Raw genomic sequence first — 14,077 nt, 5'->3', positions numbered from 1 at the left:
GATGTGCCTCCGGGTGATCGATGGTCCGGCGGCTCCCCGGCCCGGTGCCGGGGAGCGCTCCTCAGCGGTGCGGGTGGTCTCAGCCCTGGTCCTCGCCGGCGGGGTCCTCGATCGCCGGCCGCATGAGCAGCAGCATCGAGTGCGCGGGGCGCGTGATCGTGGTCCCCGCCGCCAGCTCGGCGTCCACCTCGTCCTCGCCGTCGGTGCCCAGCACGGTGGTCCACACGGGGCCGTGGTCCTCGCCGGGGAGCGTGAACTCGACCCCGTTCCCGGAGGCGTTGAACAGCAGGAGGGCGGAGTCGTCGACGATCTGGGCGCCGCGGGCGTCCGGCTCCGGGATCGCCGAGCCGTTGAGGAACACCGTGAGGCACTTGTTCTCCGCGGCGTTCCAGTCCTCGTCCGTCATGGGGGCGCCGTCGGTGCCGATCCACTCCACGTCGGGGAGGCTCGAGGCGGAGCCCTCGCGCACCACGCCCTGCAGGAACCGCCGGCGGCGGAAGATCGGGTGCTCGCGGCGCAGGGCGATCATGCGCTGCGTGAACCAGAGCATGTCCATCTGGTCCGGCTCGAGCTCCCAGTGCATCCAGGAGATCTCGTCGTCCTGGCAGTAGGTGTTGTTGTTGCCGCCCTGCGTGCGGCCCATCTCGTCGCCGTGGAGGATCATCGGGACCCCCTGGCTGACGAGCAGCGTCGCCATGAGGTTCTTCGCGCGGCGCAGGCGGAGGTCGAGCACCGAGCGGTCGTCCGTCGGCCCCTCCGCACCCGAGTTCCAGGAGCGGTTGTGGGACTCGCCGTCGTTGCCGCCCTCGCCGTTGGCCTCGTTGTGGCGCTCGTTGTAGGAGACCAGGTCGCGCAGCGTGAAGCCGTCGTGGGCGGTGACGAAGTTGATCGAGGCGATGGGGGTGCGCCCGGTGTGCTGGTAGAGGTCCGAGCTGCCGGCCAGGCGCGAGGAGAACTCGCCGATCATGCCCGGCTCGGAGCGGTGGAAGTCGCGCACCGTGTCGCGGAATCGGCCGTTCCACTCCGACCACAGCGGCGGGAAGCCGCCCACCTGGTAGCCGCCCTCGCCGAGGTCCCAGGGCTCCGCGATGAGCTTGACCTGGGAGATCACCGGGTCCTGCTGGATGATGTCGAAGAAGGCGGAGAGCCGGTCCACCTCGTGCAGCTCCCGGGCGAGGGTCGAGGCGAGATCGAAGCGGAAGCCGTCCACATGCATCTCGGTGACCCAGTAGCGCAGCGAGTCCATGATCAGCTGCAGCACGTGCGGGGTGCGCATGAGCAGCGAGTTCCCGGTGCCGGTGGTGTCGTAGTAGTGCGCCCTGTCCTCCTCCACGAGGCGGTAGTAGGACGCGTTGTCGATGCCGCGGAAGGACAGCGTGGGGCCCATGTGGTTGCCCTCGGCGGTGTGGTTGTAGACCACGTCGAGGATGACCTCGATGCCGGCCGCATGGAGGTTCTTGACCATGGTCTTGAACTCCTGGACCTGCTGGCCCCGGTCCCCGGCGTAGGCGTACTCGTTGTGGGGCGCGAAGAAGCCGATGGTGTTGTAGCCCCAGTAGTTGCGCATCCCCTTCTCGACGAGGTGGCCGTCCTGCACGAACTGGTGAACGGGCATGAGCTCGACGGCGGTGACCCCGAGCTCGGTGAGGTGCTCGATGATCGCGGGGTGCCCCATGGCGACGTAGGTGCCGCGGATCGACTCGTCGACGTCGGGGTGGAGCATCGTCAGGCCCTTGACGTGCGCCTCGTAGATCACGGTGTCGTGGTACTCGTGGGCGGGGGAGTGGTCGCTACCCCAGTCGAAGTAGGGGGAGACGACGACCGAGTGCATCGTGTGCGCCGCGGAGTCCTCCGTGTTGCGCGCCTCGTGGTCCTCGAAGTCGTAGCTGTACAGCGAGGGATGGTTGCTGGCCATCCCCGAGATCGCCTTCGCGTACGGGTCCAGCAGGAGCTTGCTGGGATCGCAGCGCAGTCCGGCCGCGGGGTCGAAGGGGCCGTGCACGCGGTACCCGTAGCGCTGCCCGGGCTGCACCGCGGGCAGGTAGACGTGCCAGACGAAGGCGTCGACCTCGGTGAGCTCGATGCGGGTCTCGGCGCCCGCATCGTCGAGCAGGCACAGCTCCACGCGCTCGGCGGCCTCCGAGAACAGGGCGAAGTTGGTGCCGGAGCCGTCGAACGTGGCTCCCAGGGGATACGACTGACCGGGCCAGATCTGCATGGGCACAGGCTAGCGGCAAGCGACCGGGGAACTCCCGTGAGCCGCACTCCCGGTCGGTTCCGCGGCCGAGTCGTGACCGGGGGCGGCGCGGGGAGGCCCGGGGACGACGAAGGCCCCGGCGTGAGCCGGGGCCTTCGGATGGTGGGCGATACTGGGATCGAACCAGTGACCTCTTCCGTGTCAGGGAAGCGCGCTACCGCTGCGCCAATCGCCCGGTGCGCCCTGGGGCGCGGGGGAGGGATGGAGCGGACGACGGGACTCGAACCCGCGACCCTCACCTTGGCAAGGTGATGCTCTACCAACTGAGCCACGTCCGCACATCGGCCAGGCCGACGAAGAGCAACATTAGACCGACCTGCGGGTCGAGGCAAACCGAGGGGCCCCGTCGTGGCCGAGGTCACCGTCCCGCGCCGTCGTCCTGCCTGTGCGGCGCCCGCGCCGTCCCTGCGGAGCCGGCGGCCTGCCCTCGGGTGCCCGTCGGGGCCCGACGGGAGCGGTGAGGGGGAGGGACGCCGTGACGACGTAGGTCACATCGGATCTGGTCCGGACCTCGTCGGAGAGCGTGTAGGCTGTTCCAGGTCCGCTCGAGAGAGCAGGCCCCCGAGGGCGATTGGCGCAGGGGTAGCGCGCTTCCTTCACACGGAAGAGGTCACTGGTTCGATCCCAGTATCGCCCACGCAGGATCCCTGTGGATCCCGCACTGCGGACGTGGCTCAGTTGGTAGAGCATCACCTTGCCAAGGTGAGGGTCGCGGGTTCGAGTCCCGTCGTCCGCTCCACAGGGACGGCGCGCCCGACGAATCGTCGGACGCGCCGTCTCCGTATCGAGGGTGCACCGCACCCCGTGGTGGGTTGGCCGAGAGGCGAGGCAACGGCCTGCAAAGCCGTGTACACGGGTTCGAATCCCGTACCCACCTCCACCGCGTCCCCCCGGGACGCGGAGCGGGCGATTGGCGCAGCGGTAGCGCGCTTCCCTGACACGGAAGAGGTCACTGGTTCGATCCCAGTATCGCCCACCGACACGAGCCCCCGGCCGGGAGTCATCCCGGCCGGGGGCTCGTCCGTGTCCCGGCGCAGCGGGCGGGAGGGGCCGCGAGCTCCGGCGGTCGGCCGTCGGCGCTGAGGGACCGCGCCACGAAGCCCGAGGCGAGCAGCTCGCGCACCGCGCCCGACAGCGCGTCCCGGTCCATCGCGGGCGTCGCTGCAGGGACGGCCACGCACTGCGGGATCCGCAGGAACGCGGGCTCGAGCAGGCGCCAGCCCGGGGACGCCCGGAGCGCGGCCGTGAGCGGGTCCCGGATCCCCGTGATCACGTCGAGCGCCGGGTCCTCGCCCGGCAGCGGGTGCTCGGGCAGGGGGATCAGCTCGGCGCTGCCGACCGTGCGCGCGAGATGCAGGTGCAGCGCGGAGCCCCGCTTGGTGCCGATGCGGAGTCCCGGGCGGTCGGCCTCGTCGGCGACCGCGGGCGGTGCGGCCTCCGGGACGGCGAAGCATCCCTCGATCATCACGTAGGGATCCGTGAAGGCGAGCGTCCGGGAGCGCTCGGGGTCGTGGGCGAGGAAGCCGAGATCCGCCGCGCCCGCCTCGAGGGCCTCCACGGCGTCACGGGCGGCGGTCACCGCCCGCAGCTCCACCGCGCGGCCGGCGCGTCGAGCGAGCTCCCGCGCGAGGTCGACGCTCACGCCCCGCGGGTCCTCCGGGTCGCCGTGCGCGAGCACCGCGTTGCCGAGGTTGATGACCGCGCGCAGCGGTGCGTCGTCCGATCTCCGTGCGTCGTCCATGACCTGACCCTAGGACGGGTCCCCGGGACGGGACGAGCCCCGGACCTCGAGGAGGTCCGGGGCTCGCGACGGAGCGGGGCGGTCAGGCCCGCGCGGGGCCGTCCTCGGGGGACGGGCCCTCGTCGACGGTCGGCTCCGCGGCCGCGGACGACGCCGCCTCCGAGGAGGTGCCGGCCGATGTCGCCGGGCGGCCGTCGGACAGACGCTTCGCGTCCTCCGGCGTCACCTCGACCACGGCCTCGACCGTGTGCAGGGCGAAGGGCTCGCCGTCGTGCTCGTCGATCGCGGACTCGACCGCGTCCTCGAGCACGTGCCGCGCGAGGCGGTTGCGGATCATGAGCGGGTCCTTCGAGAGGTCCTTCCAGATCGCCACGCACAGCAGCAGCATGACCAGGACGAACGGCAGCGAGGACACGATCGTGATGTTCTTCAGGCCGTTGAGGGCCTCCGCGGGCTCGTCACCGCCGGCCAGCAGCATGATCGCCGCGACGGCGCCGGTGGCGACGCCCCAGAAGACGACCGCCTTGCGGGTGGGCTCCTCCGCGCCGTGCTCGGAGAGGCCGCCCATGACGATGGAGGCGGAGTCCGCGCCGGTGATGAAGAAGATCGCCACGAGCACCACGGCCAGGACCATGAGGACGATGGTCACGACGCCGGGGACGGGCAGGGCGTCGAGCGTCGAGAACAGGATCGTGTCGAAGTTGATGTCCGGCACGCCGTCCACGACCTTCGAGAGCATCGAGCCCTCGTCCTGGGCGCGCTCGGCGCGCTCCTGGATGCCGATCGCACCGCCGCCGAAGATCGAGAACCACAGCAGGGAGACGACCGAGGGGACCAGCAGCACGCCGACCACGAACTGACGGATCGTGCGGCCGCGGGAGATGCGGCCGATGAACAGGCCCACGAAGGGGCACCAGGAGACCCACCAGGCCCAGTAGAAGACGGTCCAGCTGCTCATCCACTCGGCGAGCGACTCGTCACCGGCGGCCGCGGTGCGCGAGGCCATCTGCGGGAGCTGGTCGATGAAGCCGCCCACGGCGTTCGGGATGACGTTGAGGATGAAGAGGGTCGGGCCGCCCACGAAGACGATGACCGCGAGGACCACGGCGAGCACCATGTTGGTGTTGGAGAGGAGCTGGATGCCCTTCTCGATGCCGGAGACCGCGGAGGCCACGAAGCAGGCGGTGAGGACCGCGATGATGAGGACGAGGACCGGGGAGGTCACCTTCTCCATGAGGCCCGTGGAGGTGATGCCGCCGCCGATCTGGAGGGCGCCGAGACCCAGCGAGCAGGCGGAGCCGAACAGCGTCGCGAGGATCGCGAGGATGTTGATGATGCGGCCGCCCACGCCCTCCGAGACCCGCTCGCCGAAGATCGAGGCGAACATCGCGGAGAACAGCTGGGCGCGGCCCAGGCGGTAGGTGCCGTAGGCCATGCCGAGGCCCACGATCGCGTACATGGCCCACGGGTACAGGGTCCAGTGGAAGAGCGTCGTGCCCATGGCGGTGGTCATCGCCTCGGGGGTCTGCGCCTCGACCGTGCCCGGCGGCGGGGACATGTAGAAGAACAGCGGCTCGCCCACACCGTAGAAGATGAGGCCGATGCCCATGCCGGTCGCGAACATCATGGAGATCCACGAGGCGGTCTTGAACTGCGGCTCCTCGCCGTCACGGCCCAGCGGGATGCGGCCGAAGCGCGAGAACGCGACGACGAGCACGAAGATCGTGAAGACGGAGGCGGCGATGACGTACAGCCAGCCGAAGTTGCCGATGACGCCCGCGAGGGCGCTGTCCGCGACCGCGCCGAGGCCGGCGGGGGAGACGAGCCCCCAGATCACGAAGGCGATCGCGAGGACGGCGGCGACGCCGAACACGATGCGGTCGGTGCCCTGGGTGTGCTTCCGTCTGCGCCGTGGCTCCGCGTCGCGGAGATCGTCGAGGAGCTCCTTGGTCGTCTGTGTGTTCTGACTCATGGGGAACGTCGCCTCGGGCGGCCGCGATCGGGGATCGGCCGGAGGAGGGACGACTCCTTCCTGGGTTCGGGGATGTCGTTCCTGGCCACCATAGCGGCGGCCGAAACGGTCAGAACCGGCGAAAAGCGAGGTCGGTCCGGTCCGGGGCATGTCTGACGTGCACCGATTCACCCCGGGGGAGTGATCCCGGTCTCACCGTCCCGGGCGTGGTGACGCCCCCGCCGGCCCGGATCGCGGTCGTGGTCGGAGACGGTTCCCCGATACCATCGGCCGCGGAGCCGGCATCGTCGGCCGGCTCGACCCGCACACCAAGGAGCATCCCGTGGCCCAGATCGCCATCACCCTCGACGGTTCACCCCAGCGGATCGAGGAGGGGACCACGGGCACCACGCTCTTCGAGGGCACCGCCTCGATCGTCGCGCTGCGCATCGACGGCGAGCTGCGCGACCTCGCCACGGCGCCTGTCGAGGGCCAGGCCGTCGAGGGTGTCGACATCTCCAGCCCCGACGGCCTCTCGATCCTGCGCCACAGCACCGCCCACGTGCTCGCGCAGGCCGTGCAGAAGGTCAACCCCGAGGCGAAGCTCGGCATCGGACCGCCCATCACCGACGGCTTCTACTACGACTTCGACGTCGCCGAGCCCTTCACCCCCGAGTCGCTCAAGGCGCTCGAGAAGGAGATGGGCCGCATCGTCAAGGAGGGCCAGCGCTTCGTCCGCCGTGAGATCAGCGACGACGCCGCCCGCGCTGAGGAGGCCGCCGAGCCCTACAAGCTCGAGCTGATCGGCCTGAAGTCCACCGCCGACGACGCCGGCGAGGGCGCGAACGTCGAGGTCGGCGCGGGCGGCCTGACCATGTACGACAACGTCAACCGCCGTGACGAGGTCGTCTGGACCGACCTCTGCCGCGGCCCCCACCTGCCCACCACCAAGCTGATCGGCAACGGCTTCGCGCTCACCCGCTCGGCCGCCGCCTACTGGCGCGGCAGCGAGAAGAACCCGATGCTGCAGCGCGTCTACGGCACCGCCTGGCCCACCAAGGACGAGCTCAAGGCGCACCAGCAGCGCATCGCCGAGGCCGAGCGCCGCGACCACCGCCGCCTGGGCAGCGAGCTGGACCTCTTCTCCTTCCCGGACGAGATCGGCTCGGGCCTGCCCGTGTTCCACCCCAAGGGCGCCATGATCAAGATGGAGATGGAGGACTACTCGCGCCGTCGTCACGTCGAGGCCGGCTACTCCTTCGTCTCGACCCCGCACATCACGAAGAAGAACCTCTTCGAGACCTCCCGCCACCTCGAGTGGTACGCCGAGGGCATGTACCCCCCGATGCACGTGGACGAGGAGGTGGACGCCGACGGCAACGTCACCAAGCAGGGCCAGGACTACTACCTCAAGCCCATGAACTGCCCGATGCACAACCTCGTCTACCGCTCCCGGGGCCGCTCCTACCGCGAGCTCCCGCTGCGGCTGTTCGAGTTCGGCAGCGTCTACCGCTACGAGAAGTCCGGCGTGGTGCACGGACTGACCCGCGCGCGCGGCTTCACCCAGGACGACGCGCACATCTACACCACCCGCGAGCAGATGAAGGAGGAGCTGACGAGCCTGCTCGGCTTCGTGCTGGACCTCCTGCGCGACTACGGCCTCGACGACTTCTACCTCGAGCTCTCCACCCGCGACCCCGAGAAGTCCGTGGGCGACGACGCCACCTGGGAGGAGGCGACCCGCACCCTCGAGGAGGTCGCCACCGCGTCCGGGCTCGAGCTGGTCCCCGACCCGGGCGGCGCCGCCTTCTACGGCCCCAAGATCTCCGTGCAGGCGAAGGATGCGATCGGCCGCACCTGGCAGCTCTCCACGATCCAGCTCGACTTCTTCGAGCCCGAGCTGTTCGAGCTCGAGTACACGGCGTCCGACGGCTCCCGCCAGCGGCCCGTGATGATCCACCGTGCGCTGTTCGGCTCGATCGAGCGCTTCTTCGGTGTGCTCCTGGAGCACTACGCCGGCGCGTTCCCCGTGTGGCTGTCCCCGGTGCAGGTGGTCGGCGTCCCCGTCGCCGCCGAGTACGCGCCCTACCTCGAGGAGATCGCGACGAAGCTCCGGGAGCGCGGCGTGCGCGTCGTCGTCGACGACTCCGACGACCGCATGCAGAAGAAGATCCGCACGCACACCAAGGAGAAGGTCCCTTACCTGCTCATCGCCGGCGGCGAGGACCAGGAGAAGGGCGCGGTCTCCTTCCGCCTGCGCGACGGCAGCCAGGACAACGGCATCCCCGTCGACGAGGCCGTCGAGCGGATCGTCGCCGCGATCCGGGACAAGGCGCAGGTGTGAGCGAGGCCCCCGAGCCCACCGTCGAGGACGCCCGCGGCTTCGCGGGCGTCCCCGACACCACGCAGCGCCTGTGGACCCCGCACCGGATGACGTACATCGGCGGGAAGGACAAGCCCGAGGACCCGGACGACGCCGAGCAGTGCCCGTTCTGCTCCGCGCCGGGCCGCGGTGACGAGGACGCGCTCATCGTCCATCGCGGCGAAGTGGCGTACGTGATCCTCAACCTGTACCCGTACAACACCGGTCACCTCCTCGTGTGCCCGTACCGCCATGTCGCGGACTACACGGATCTCACCGAGGCGGAGGTCGCGGAGGTCGCCGCCCTCACGCGGACCGCGATGCGCGTTGTCCGCGAGGTGTCCTCGCCCGCCGGGTTCAACCTCGGCATGAACCAGGGCGAGGTCGCGGGGGCGGGCATCGCCGCGCACCTGCACCAGCACGTCGTCCCGCGCTGGATGGGGGACGCGAACTTCCTGCCCATCGTCGGCCGCACCAAGGCGCTGCCGATCCTGCTCGCGGACACCCGCGCGATGTACGCCGAGGCCTGGCCCGCCTGAGGGCCGGGCGGTCCGCGGGCGGGACGGGGCGCTGGGCTACGATGCGACAGGTCGACGGGCGCGCCGGGGGAGGCGCGCCGCACCACCGCCGCGGGAGGAGACCGGAGCGATGAGCACGATCCCGGCGCCGCCGCGCGCACCACAGCCGGGCCCCGTCGGGCCCGGCGCCGCGACGGTGGGGCCGTCGGACGGGTACGGGTACGACGTCCAGCGGGTCGACCCCCAGGGCCCCGGTCGCCTCGCCGAGCCCCGGGGCCAGGAGCGTCGACCGCGCCGTGCCTGGGTGCAGCGCCTCTACTGGATCCTCTCCCTGCTGGGGCTCGCCGCCACCGGTGCGGCCGTCTGGTTCTTCGTCATCCGCCCGCTCGGGCTCGGGACCTCCCTGGTCGCGTTCACCTCGGCGCTCGTGCCCGTCACGATCGTGCTCACCGCCGTGTGGTGGGTGGACCGGTACACGCCCCAGCCGCGGATCACGCTCGTGTACGCCTTCGTCTGGGGCGCTGCCGGCTCGGTGGCGCTGACCTTCGTCATCGGCGGCGTCTTCACGGAGCTGGCCCTGCCGGAGGCGGAGGCGGGATCCGCGACCGAGAGCTTCCTCGGCGCCGCCGTGCAGGCGCCGCTCGTCGAGGAGTCGATGAAGGCCCTGGGCCTCGCGGCGCTGCTGATCTGGGGTCGGCGCTTCCTGGGCGGGCCGATCGACGGCGTCGTCTACGCCGTGCTCATCGCCGCGGGCTTCGCGTTCACCGAGAACATCCTCTACTTCGGCCGCTCCTTCCACGAGGCGCAGGCCTCCGGCACCGTCGACGTCTTCTGGCAGACCTTCCTCCTGCGCGGGCTGCTCTCCCCGTTCGCCCATGCCTCCTTCACGGCCCTGTGCGGGCTGGGCCTCGGCATCGCGGCCGAGCGCCGCTCGCTCATGCTGTACTTCGGGCTCGGCCTGGGCGGCCTCTCGCTGGGCATGTCCCTGCACGCGCTCTGGAACGGCTCGAGCTTCTTCCTCGAGCCGGATCCCGAGCACCCGCTCGCCGGCTTCCTGCGCTACTACCTGACCGTGCAGGTCCCGATCTTCCTGCTGCTCGTCGCGATCGTGCTCTTCCTGCGGCTGCGGGAGAAGCGGATCCTGCGCCGCCAGCTCTCCGAGTACGGCCGCGCCGGCTGGTTCTCGCCGGCGGAGGTCGAGGTGCTCATCTCCATGCGGGGCCGCGCCCGCGCCGAGCGCTGGGCCGCGCGCCACGGCGCCGTCGCCCGGATGGCGATGCACGATCTCATCCTCGCCTCCGTCGAGCTGGGCATGGAGCGCCACGGCGTGCTCCAGGGCCGTCCCACCGAGCGCACGCGCCGGCGCGAGCGCGAGCTGCTCGAGCGGATCACCGTGGACCGCCGCCAGGTCTCCGCCCTCGAGCGGCCGGTGGTGCGCGGCGCGGGGACCTCCGCCCCCGTGCCCGTATGATGGTGCGGCGGTCCGCACCACCCGCGGGTCCGCACGCGCTCGGCTCACCGTGCGCGGGAACTCGCTGATTCCTTCGAGAGGGGACCGATGTCCGGGCACTCCAAGTGGGCGACCACGAAGCACAAGAAGGCTGCCATCGATGCGAAGCGCGGCAAGCTTTTCGCCAAGCTGATCAAGAACATCGAGGTCGCCGCGCGTGTGGGCGGTCCCGACCTGGCCGGCAACCCCACGCTCTTCGATGCCGTCCAGAAGGCGAAGAAGTCCTCCGTCCCCAACGACAACATCGACCGCGCCGTCAAGCGCGGCGGCGGGCTCGACGGCGGCGGCGTCGACTACCAGACGCTCATGTACGAGGGCTACGCCCCCGGCGGCGTCGCCCTGCTCGTCGAGTGCCTCACGGACAACAAGAACCGTGCGGTCTCCGAGGTGCGTCTCGCCTTCACCCGCAACGGCGGCAACATGGCGGACTCCGGCTCGGTGTCCTACATGTTCAACCGCAAGGGCGTCGTCACGGTGCCCAAGGAGGGCAACACGGAGGACTCCCTGCTCGAGATCGTCCTGGACGCGGGCGCCGAGGAGATCACCGACGAGGGCGAGACCTTCGAGATCCTCTCGGAGGCGAGCGACGTGGTCGCGGTGCGCACGGCGCTCCAGGAGGCCGGCGTCGACTACGACAGCGCCGAGGCGCAGTTCGTGCCGAACCTCCGCACCCCCGTGGACCTCGAGGGAGCGCAGAAGGTGTTCCGCCTCATCGACGCGCTCGAGGACAGCGACGACGTCCAGAACGTCTACTCCAACGTCGACATCCCCGAGGACGTCGCCGCGCAGCTCGACGCGGAGGACTGATCGCGAGATGAGCCTGCGCGTCCTCGGTGTGGACCCCGGGCTCACGCGCTGCGGCTACGGAGTGATCGACGCGGGCTCCGGCCGCAGCGCCTCCCTCGTGGACGTGGGGGTCGTGCGGACCTCCCCGGAGGACACGATCGATGTGCGCCTGCTCGCGATCTCCCGCGGGCTCGAGGCCAAGATCGAGGAGCACGCCCCGGACGTCGTCGCCATCGAGCGGGTCTTCGCCCAGGCGAACACCCCGACGGTGATGAGCACCGCGCAGGTCACGGGGGTCGCGATCGTGCTCGCCGCCCAGCGCGGCATCCGCATCGCCCTGCACACGCCCTCCGAGGTGAAGGCCGCCGTCACCGGCAGCGGGCGGGCGGACAAGAAGCAGATCCAGGCCATGCTCGTGAAGCTTCTGCGGCTGGACGCCGCGCCGCAGCCGGCGGACGCCGCGGACGCCGTCGCGATCGCGCTCACCCAGCTGTGGCGAGGGCCGGGACCGGTGCGCCGCGACGCGAGCGGCGGGGCGCGCACGAGCGCCCAGTCCGTGTGGGCGGAGGCGGAGCGCGCCGCGCGGCGCGCCCGGGACACCTCGACCTCCCGCTTCTGATCGAACAGCTGTTCTAAGGTGGTCGCGTGATCGCAACCCTGACCGGGACCGTGGCCTCGATCGGCCTGGAATCCCTCGTGCTCGACGTCCATGGTGTCGGCTACCTCGTCCGCACCACGCCCGCCGCCCTCGCGCAGACCCGCCACGGCGCCGAGCTCACGCTGCACACCGAGCTCGTGGTCCGCGAGGACTCCATGACGCTCTTCGGCTTCCCGTCCGCGCAGGACGCCGACGCCTTCCGCGTCGTGCAGTCCGTGAGCGGCATCGGGCCGCGCCTCGCGCTGTCCGTGCTCGCCGTGCTCTCCCCGGAGGACCTCGCGCGCGCCGTCGCGGAGCAGGACGTCAAGAGCATCACCCGCACCCCGGGCATCGGCCCCAAGGTCGCCAGCCGCATGATCCTCGAGCTCGGCGGCAAACTCGCCCTCGCCGCGGAGCCCGGGGGCGGCGCTCCCGTCGGCGCGCCGGCCCCGGCCGCGTCCGCCGCCGTGGACGCCCAGGTCGTCGAGGCGCTCGTGGGGCTGGGCTGGCCGGAGAAGTCCGCCGCCGGGGCCGTGGAGCGCCTGCGCGCCGAGGCCGGTGAGGAGACGGAGCTCGAGCCCGCGTCCCTGCTGCGCACCGCCCTCCAGTCGCTCGGTGGTGCCCGGTGACGGCGGAGGGAGCGGACGGGATCGACGCGACCGCCGACGCCCCCGAGGGGGACGGCGTCGCGCTCACGAGCGCGACCTCCGGCGCGCTCGAGCGGGCGGCCGAGGCGGCCCTCCGGCCGCGCCGGCTCGCGGACTTCGTGGGGCAGGAGGTCGTGCGGGAGCAGCTCTCGCTCGTCCTGGACGCGGCGCAGGCGCGCGGTCGCGCACCGGAGCACATGCTGCTCTCGGGCCCTCCCGGGCTCGGAAAGACCACCCTTGCGATGATCATCGCCGCGGAGCTCGGCGCCCCGCTGCGCATCACCTCGGGACCGGCCGTCCAGCACGCGGGGGACCTCGCCGCGATCCTCTCCTCCCTCGAGGAGGGCGAGGTGCTGTTCATCGACGAGATCCACCGCCTCGCGCGCCCCGCGGAGGAGATGCTTTACATCGCGATGGAGGACTTCCGCGTCGACGTGATGGTCGGCAAGGGCGTCGGTGCGACCTCGATCCCGCTCGAGCTGCCGCCGTTCACGGTGGTCGGGGCGACGACCCGCGCGGGGCTGCTGCCGGCACCGCTGCGCGACCGCTTCGGCGTCGTCGGGCACCTGGACTACTACCGCGCCGAGGAGCTGCACCGCGTGGTGCGCCGCAGCGCGGGTGAGCTCGGCGTGGACATCGAGGGCGGGGCCGCCGCGGAGATCGCCTCCCGCTCCCGCGGCACGCCCCGCATCGCGAACCGGCTTCTCCGCCGGGTGCGCGACTGGGCGCAGGTGCGCGGCACGGGGGACCTGGACCTGGAGGCCGCCCGTGCCGCGCTCGCCATGTACGAGGTGGACGAACGGGGCCTGGACCGCCTGGACCGTGCGGTGCTCAGCGCCCTGTGCCGACGCTTCGCCGGGGGACCGGTGGGGCTGTCCACCCTCGCCGTCGCGGTGGGCGAGGAGACGGAGACCGTGGAGACCATGGTCGAGCCGTACCTCGTGCGGGAGGGGTTCCTCGTGCGGACCCCCCGGGGCCGGGCGGCGGCGACGGCCGCCTGGGAGCACCTCGGGCTCGAGGCGCCGCAGGGCGGCTCCGGCGCCGCCCCCATGCTCGGCAGGTTCTGAGCCGCGCCCGCCTCGGGGCACGGGAGCGGGGGTCCTGAGGGCGGGACTCCCACCGGACTCGGAGGGAGCGGCGGGTACAGTGGTCCGGTCAGCCGTCCGCGGCCGGTGGAGCCGCGTCACGTGCGCGGGCTGCCCGGTCCGTCGAGAGGATCTTCGTGGATCTCCTGCCCCTCCTGCTCATCTTCGCCGTCATGCTCGTGCCGCTGATGTTCATGTCCAGCCGTCAGCGCAAGGCCCAGCGCGAGCAGCAGGCGAAGGTCGCCCAGCTCGGCGTCGGCGACGAGGTCCGCACCCATTCCGGCTTCTACGGGCTGATCGTCGAGGAGTTCGACGACGTCGTGATCCTCGAGTCCGAGAACGGCGCCCAGACCAAGTGGGCCCGCCAGGCGATCGCCGGGGCCGTCGCGCCGACCGAGGACTCCGCCGCCGCCGCCGAGGACGACGACGCCGTCGTCGAGGGGACCGCGACCGACGCGGACACCGCCTCCGACGCGCCCGTCGAGGACGGCACCGTCCCCGGCGTCACCGCCCGGGACACCGACACCACCACCGACGGCCGTCGCGACGCCTGAGGCGCCCGCGCGCCCCGGCTCCCGCCGCA

Annotated in this window: 11 protein-coding genes and 6 tRNA genes; 12 read left to right on the top strand and 5 right to left on the bottom strand. The window is 71.6% G+C overall.

The genetic code is table 11. From position 1 onward, the window contains the following. Positions 1 to 79 precede the first annotated feature (79 nt). The 3 genes from glgX to ACYVAP_RS09275 all read right to left on the bottom strand — a co-directional run bounded on the left by glgX (position 80) and on the right by ACYVAP_RS09275 (position 2,535). Positions 80 to 2,218 (bottom strand): glycogen debranching protein, encoded by a 2,139-nt coding sequence (gene glgX, locus ACYVAP_RS09285; protein WP_498860413.1) that lies wholly within the window; start codon positions 2,216 to 2,218, stop codon positions 80 to 82. A gap of 139 nt (positions 2,219 to 2,357) precedes the next feature. Then, positions 2,358 to 2,432: transfer RNA gene (locus ACYVAP_RS09280), tRNA-Val, on the bottom strand. A 27-nt stretch (positions 2,433 to 2,459) separates the two neighbouring features. After that, positions 2,460 to 2,535, bottom strand: a tRNA-Gly gene (locus ACYVAP_RS09275). Between the two features lie 287 nt (positions 2,536 to 2,822). On the opposite strand from ACYVAP_RS09275, the gene ACYVAP_RS09270 reads away from it, so the two are divergent. The 4 genes from ACYVAP_RS09270 (at position 2,823) to ACYVAP_RS09255 (ending at position 3,233) form a co-directional block, all read left to right on the top strand. Then, positions 2,823 to 2,894: transfer RNA gene (locus tag ACYVAP_RS09270), tRNA-Val, on the top strand. A 26-nt stretch (positions 2,895 to 2,920) separates the two neighbouring features. Then, positions 2,921 to 2,996: transfer RNA gene (locus ACYVAP_RS09265), tRNA-Gly, on the top strand. Between the two features lie 67 nt (positions 2,997 to 3,063). Then, positions 3,064 to 3,137, top strand: a tRNA-Cys gene (locus ACYVAP_RS09260). Positions 3,138 to 3,161: 24 nt separating this feature from the next. Continuing rightward, positions 3,162 to 3,233 (top strand) — tRNA-Val (locus ACYVAP_RS09255). A gap of 24 nt (positions 3,234 to 3,257) precedes the next feature. Here ACYVAP_RS09255 and ACYVAP_RS09250 read toward each other — a convergent pair. Both ACYVAP_RS09250 and ACYVAP_RS09245 read right to left on the bottom strand, forming a co-directional pair. After that, positions 3,258 to 3,998: a type 2 periplasmic-binding domain-containing protein gene (locus ACYVAP_RS09250; RefSeq protein WP_498860412.1), complete on the bottom strand. Its 741-nt coding sequence runs from the start codon at positions 3,996 to 3,998 to the stop codon at positions 3,258 to 3,260. A gap of 82 nt (positions 3,999 to 4,080) precedes the next feature. After that, a complete protein-coding gene (locus ACYVAP_RS09245) occupies positions 4,081 to 5,970 on the bottom strand; it encodes a BCCT family transporter (RefSeq protein WP_498860411.1) in 1,890 nt (629 codons plus the stop codon). Between the two features lie 322 nt (positions 5,971 to 6,292). On the opposite strand from ACYVAP_RS09245, the gene thrS reads away from it, so the two are divergent. The 8 genes from thrS (at position 6,293) to yajC (ending at position 14,048) form a co-directional block, all read left to right on the top strand. Beyond that, a complete protein-coding gene (gene thrS, locus ACYVAP_RS09240) occupies positions 6,293 to 8,293 on the top strand; it encodes a threonine--tRNA ligase (RefSeq protein ID WP_498860410.1) in 2,001 nt (666 codons plus the stop codon). Next, complete coding sequence (locus ACYVAP_RS09235; RefSeq protein WP_498860409.1) at positions 8,290 to 8,850, top strand: HIT family protein; 561 nt, start codon at positions 8,290 to 8,292, stop codon at positions 8,848 to 8,850. Before thrS ends, ACYVAP_RS09235 begins: the two co-directional genes overlap by 4 nt. A 109-nt stretch (positions 8,851 to 8,959) precedes the next feature. Then, complete coding sequence (locus ACYVAP_RS09230; RefSeq protein ID WP_498860408.1) at positions 8,960 to 10,300, top strand: PrsW family intramembrane metalloprotease; 1,341 nt, start codon at positions 8,960 to 8,962, stop codon at positions 10,298 to 10,300. Positions 10,301 to 10,387: 87 nt separating this feature from the next. Further along, entirely contained in the window at positions 10,388 to 11,146 is a 759-nt protein-coding gene (locus ACYVAP_RS09225; protein ID WP_137770968.1) for a YebC/PmpR family DNA-binding transcriptional regulator, read from the top strand. A gap of 7 nt (positions 11,147 to 11,153) precedes the next feature. Then, on the top strand, positions 11,154 to 11,744 hold the full coding sequence (ruvC, locus tag ACYVAP_RS09220) for a crossover junction endodeoxyribonuclease RuvC (protein WP_137770967.1): 591 nt from the start codon (positions 11,154 to 11,156) through the stop codon (positions 11,742 to 11,744). A 26-nt stretch (positions 11,745 to 11,770) separates the two neighbouring features. Further along, the gene (gene ruvA / locus ACYVAP_RS09215; protein WP_498860407.1) at positions 11,771 to 12,391 is read left to right on the top strand and encodes a Holliday junction branch migration protein RuvA; all 621 of its coding nucleotides are present in this window, start codon (positions 11,771 to 11,773) and stop codon (positions 12,389 to 12,391) included. Next, positions 12,388 to 13,476 (top strand): Holliday junction branch migration DNA helicase RuvB, encoded by a 1,089-nt coding sequence (gene ruvB / locus ACYVAP_RS09210; protein WP_498860406.1) that lies wholly within the window; start codon positions 12,388 to 12,390, stop codon positions 13,474 to 13,476. Before ruvA ends, ruvB begins: the two co-directional genes overlap by 4 nt. 155 nt (positions 13,477 to 13,631) lie before the next feature. Beyond that, positions 13,632 to 14,048, top strand: a complete 417-nt coding sequence (yajC, locus tag ACYVAP_RS09205; protein ID WP_498860405.1) for a preprotein translocase subunit YajC — start codon at positions 13,632 to 13,634, stop codon at positions 14,046 to 14,048. Positions 14,049 to 14,077: the final 29 nt, after the last annotated feature.

Source organism: Brachybacterium horti (assembly GCF_054777615.1).
The sequence above is the reverse complement of the archived record's forward strand: the minus strand, read 5'-3'. Positions and strand labels throughout refer to the sequence as shown.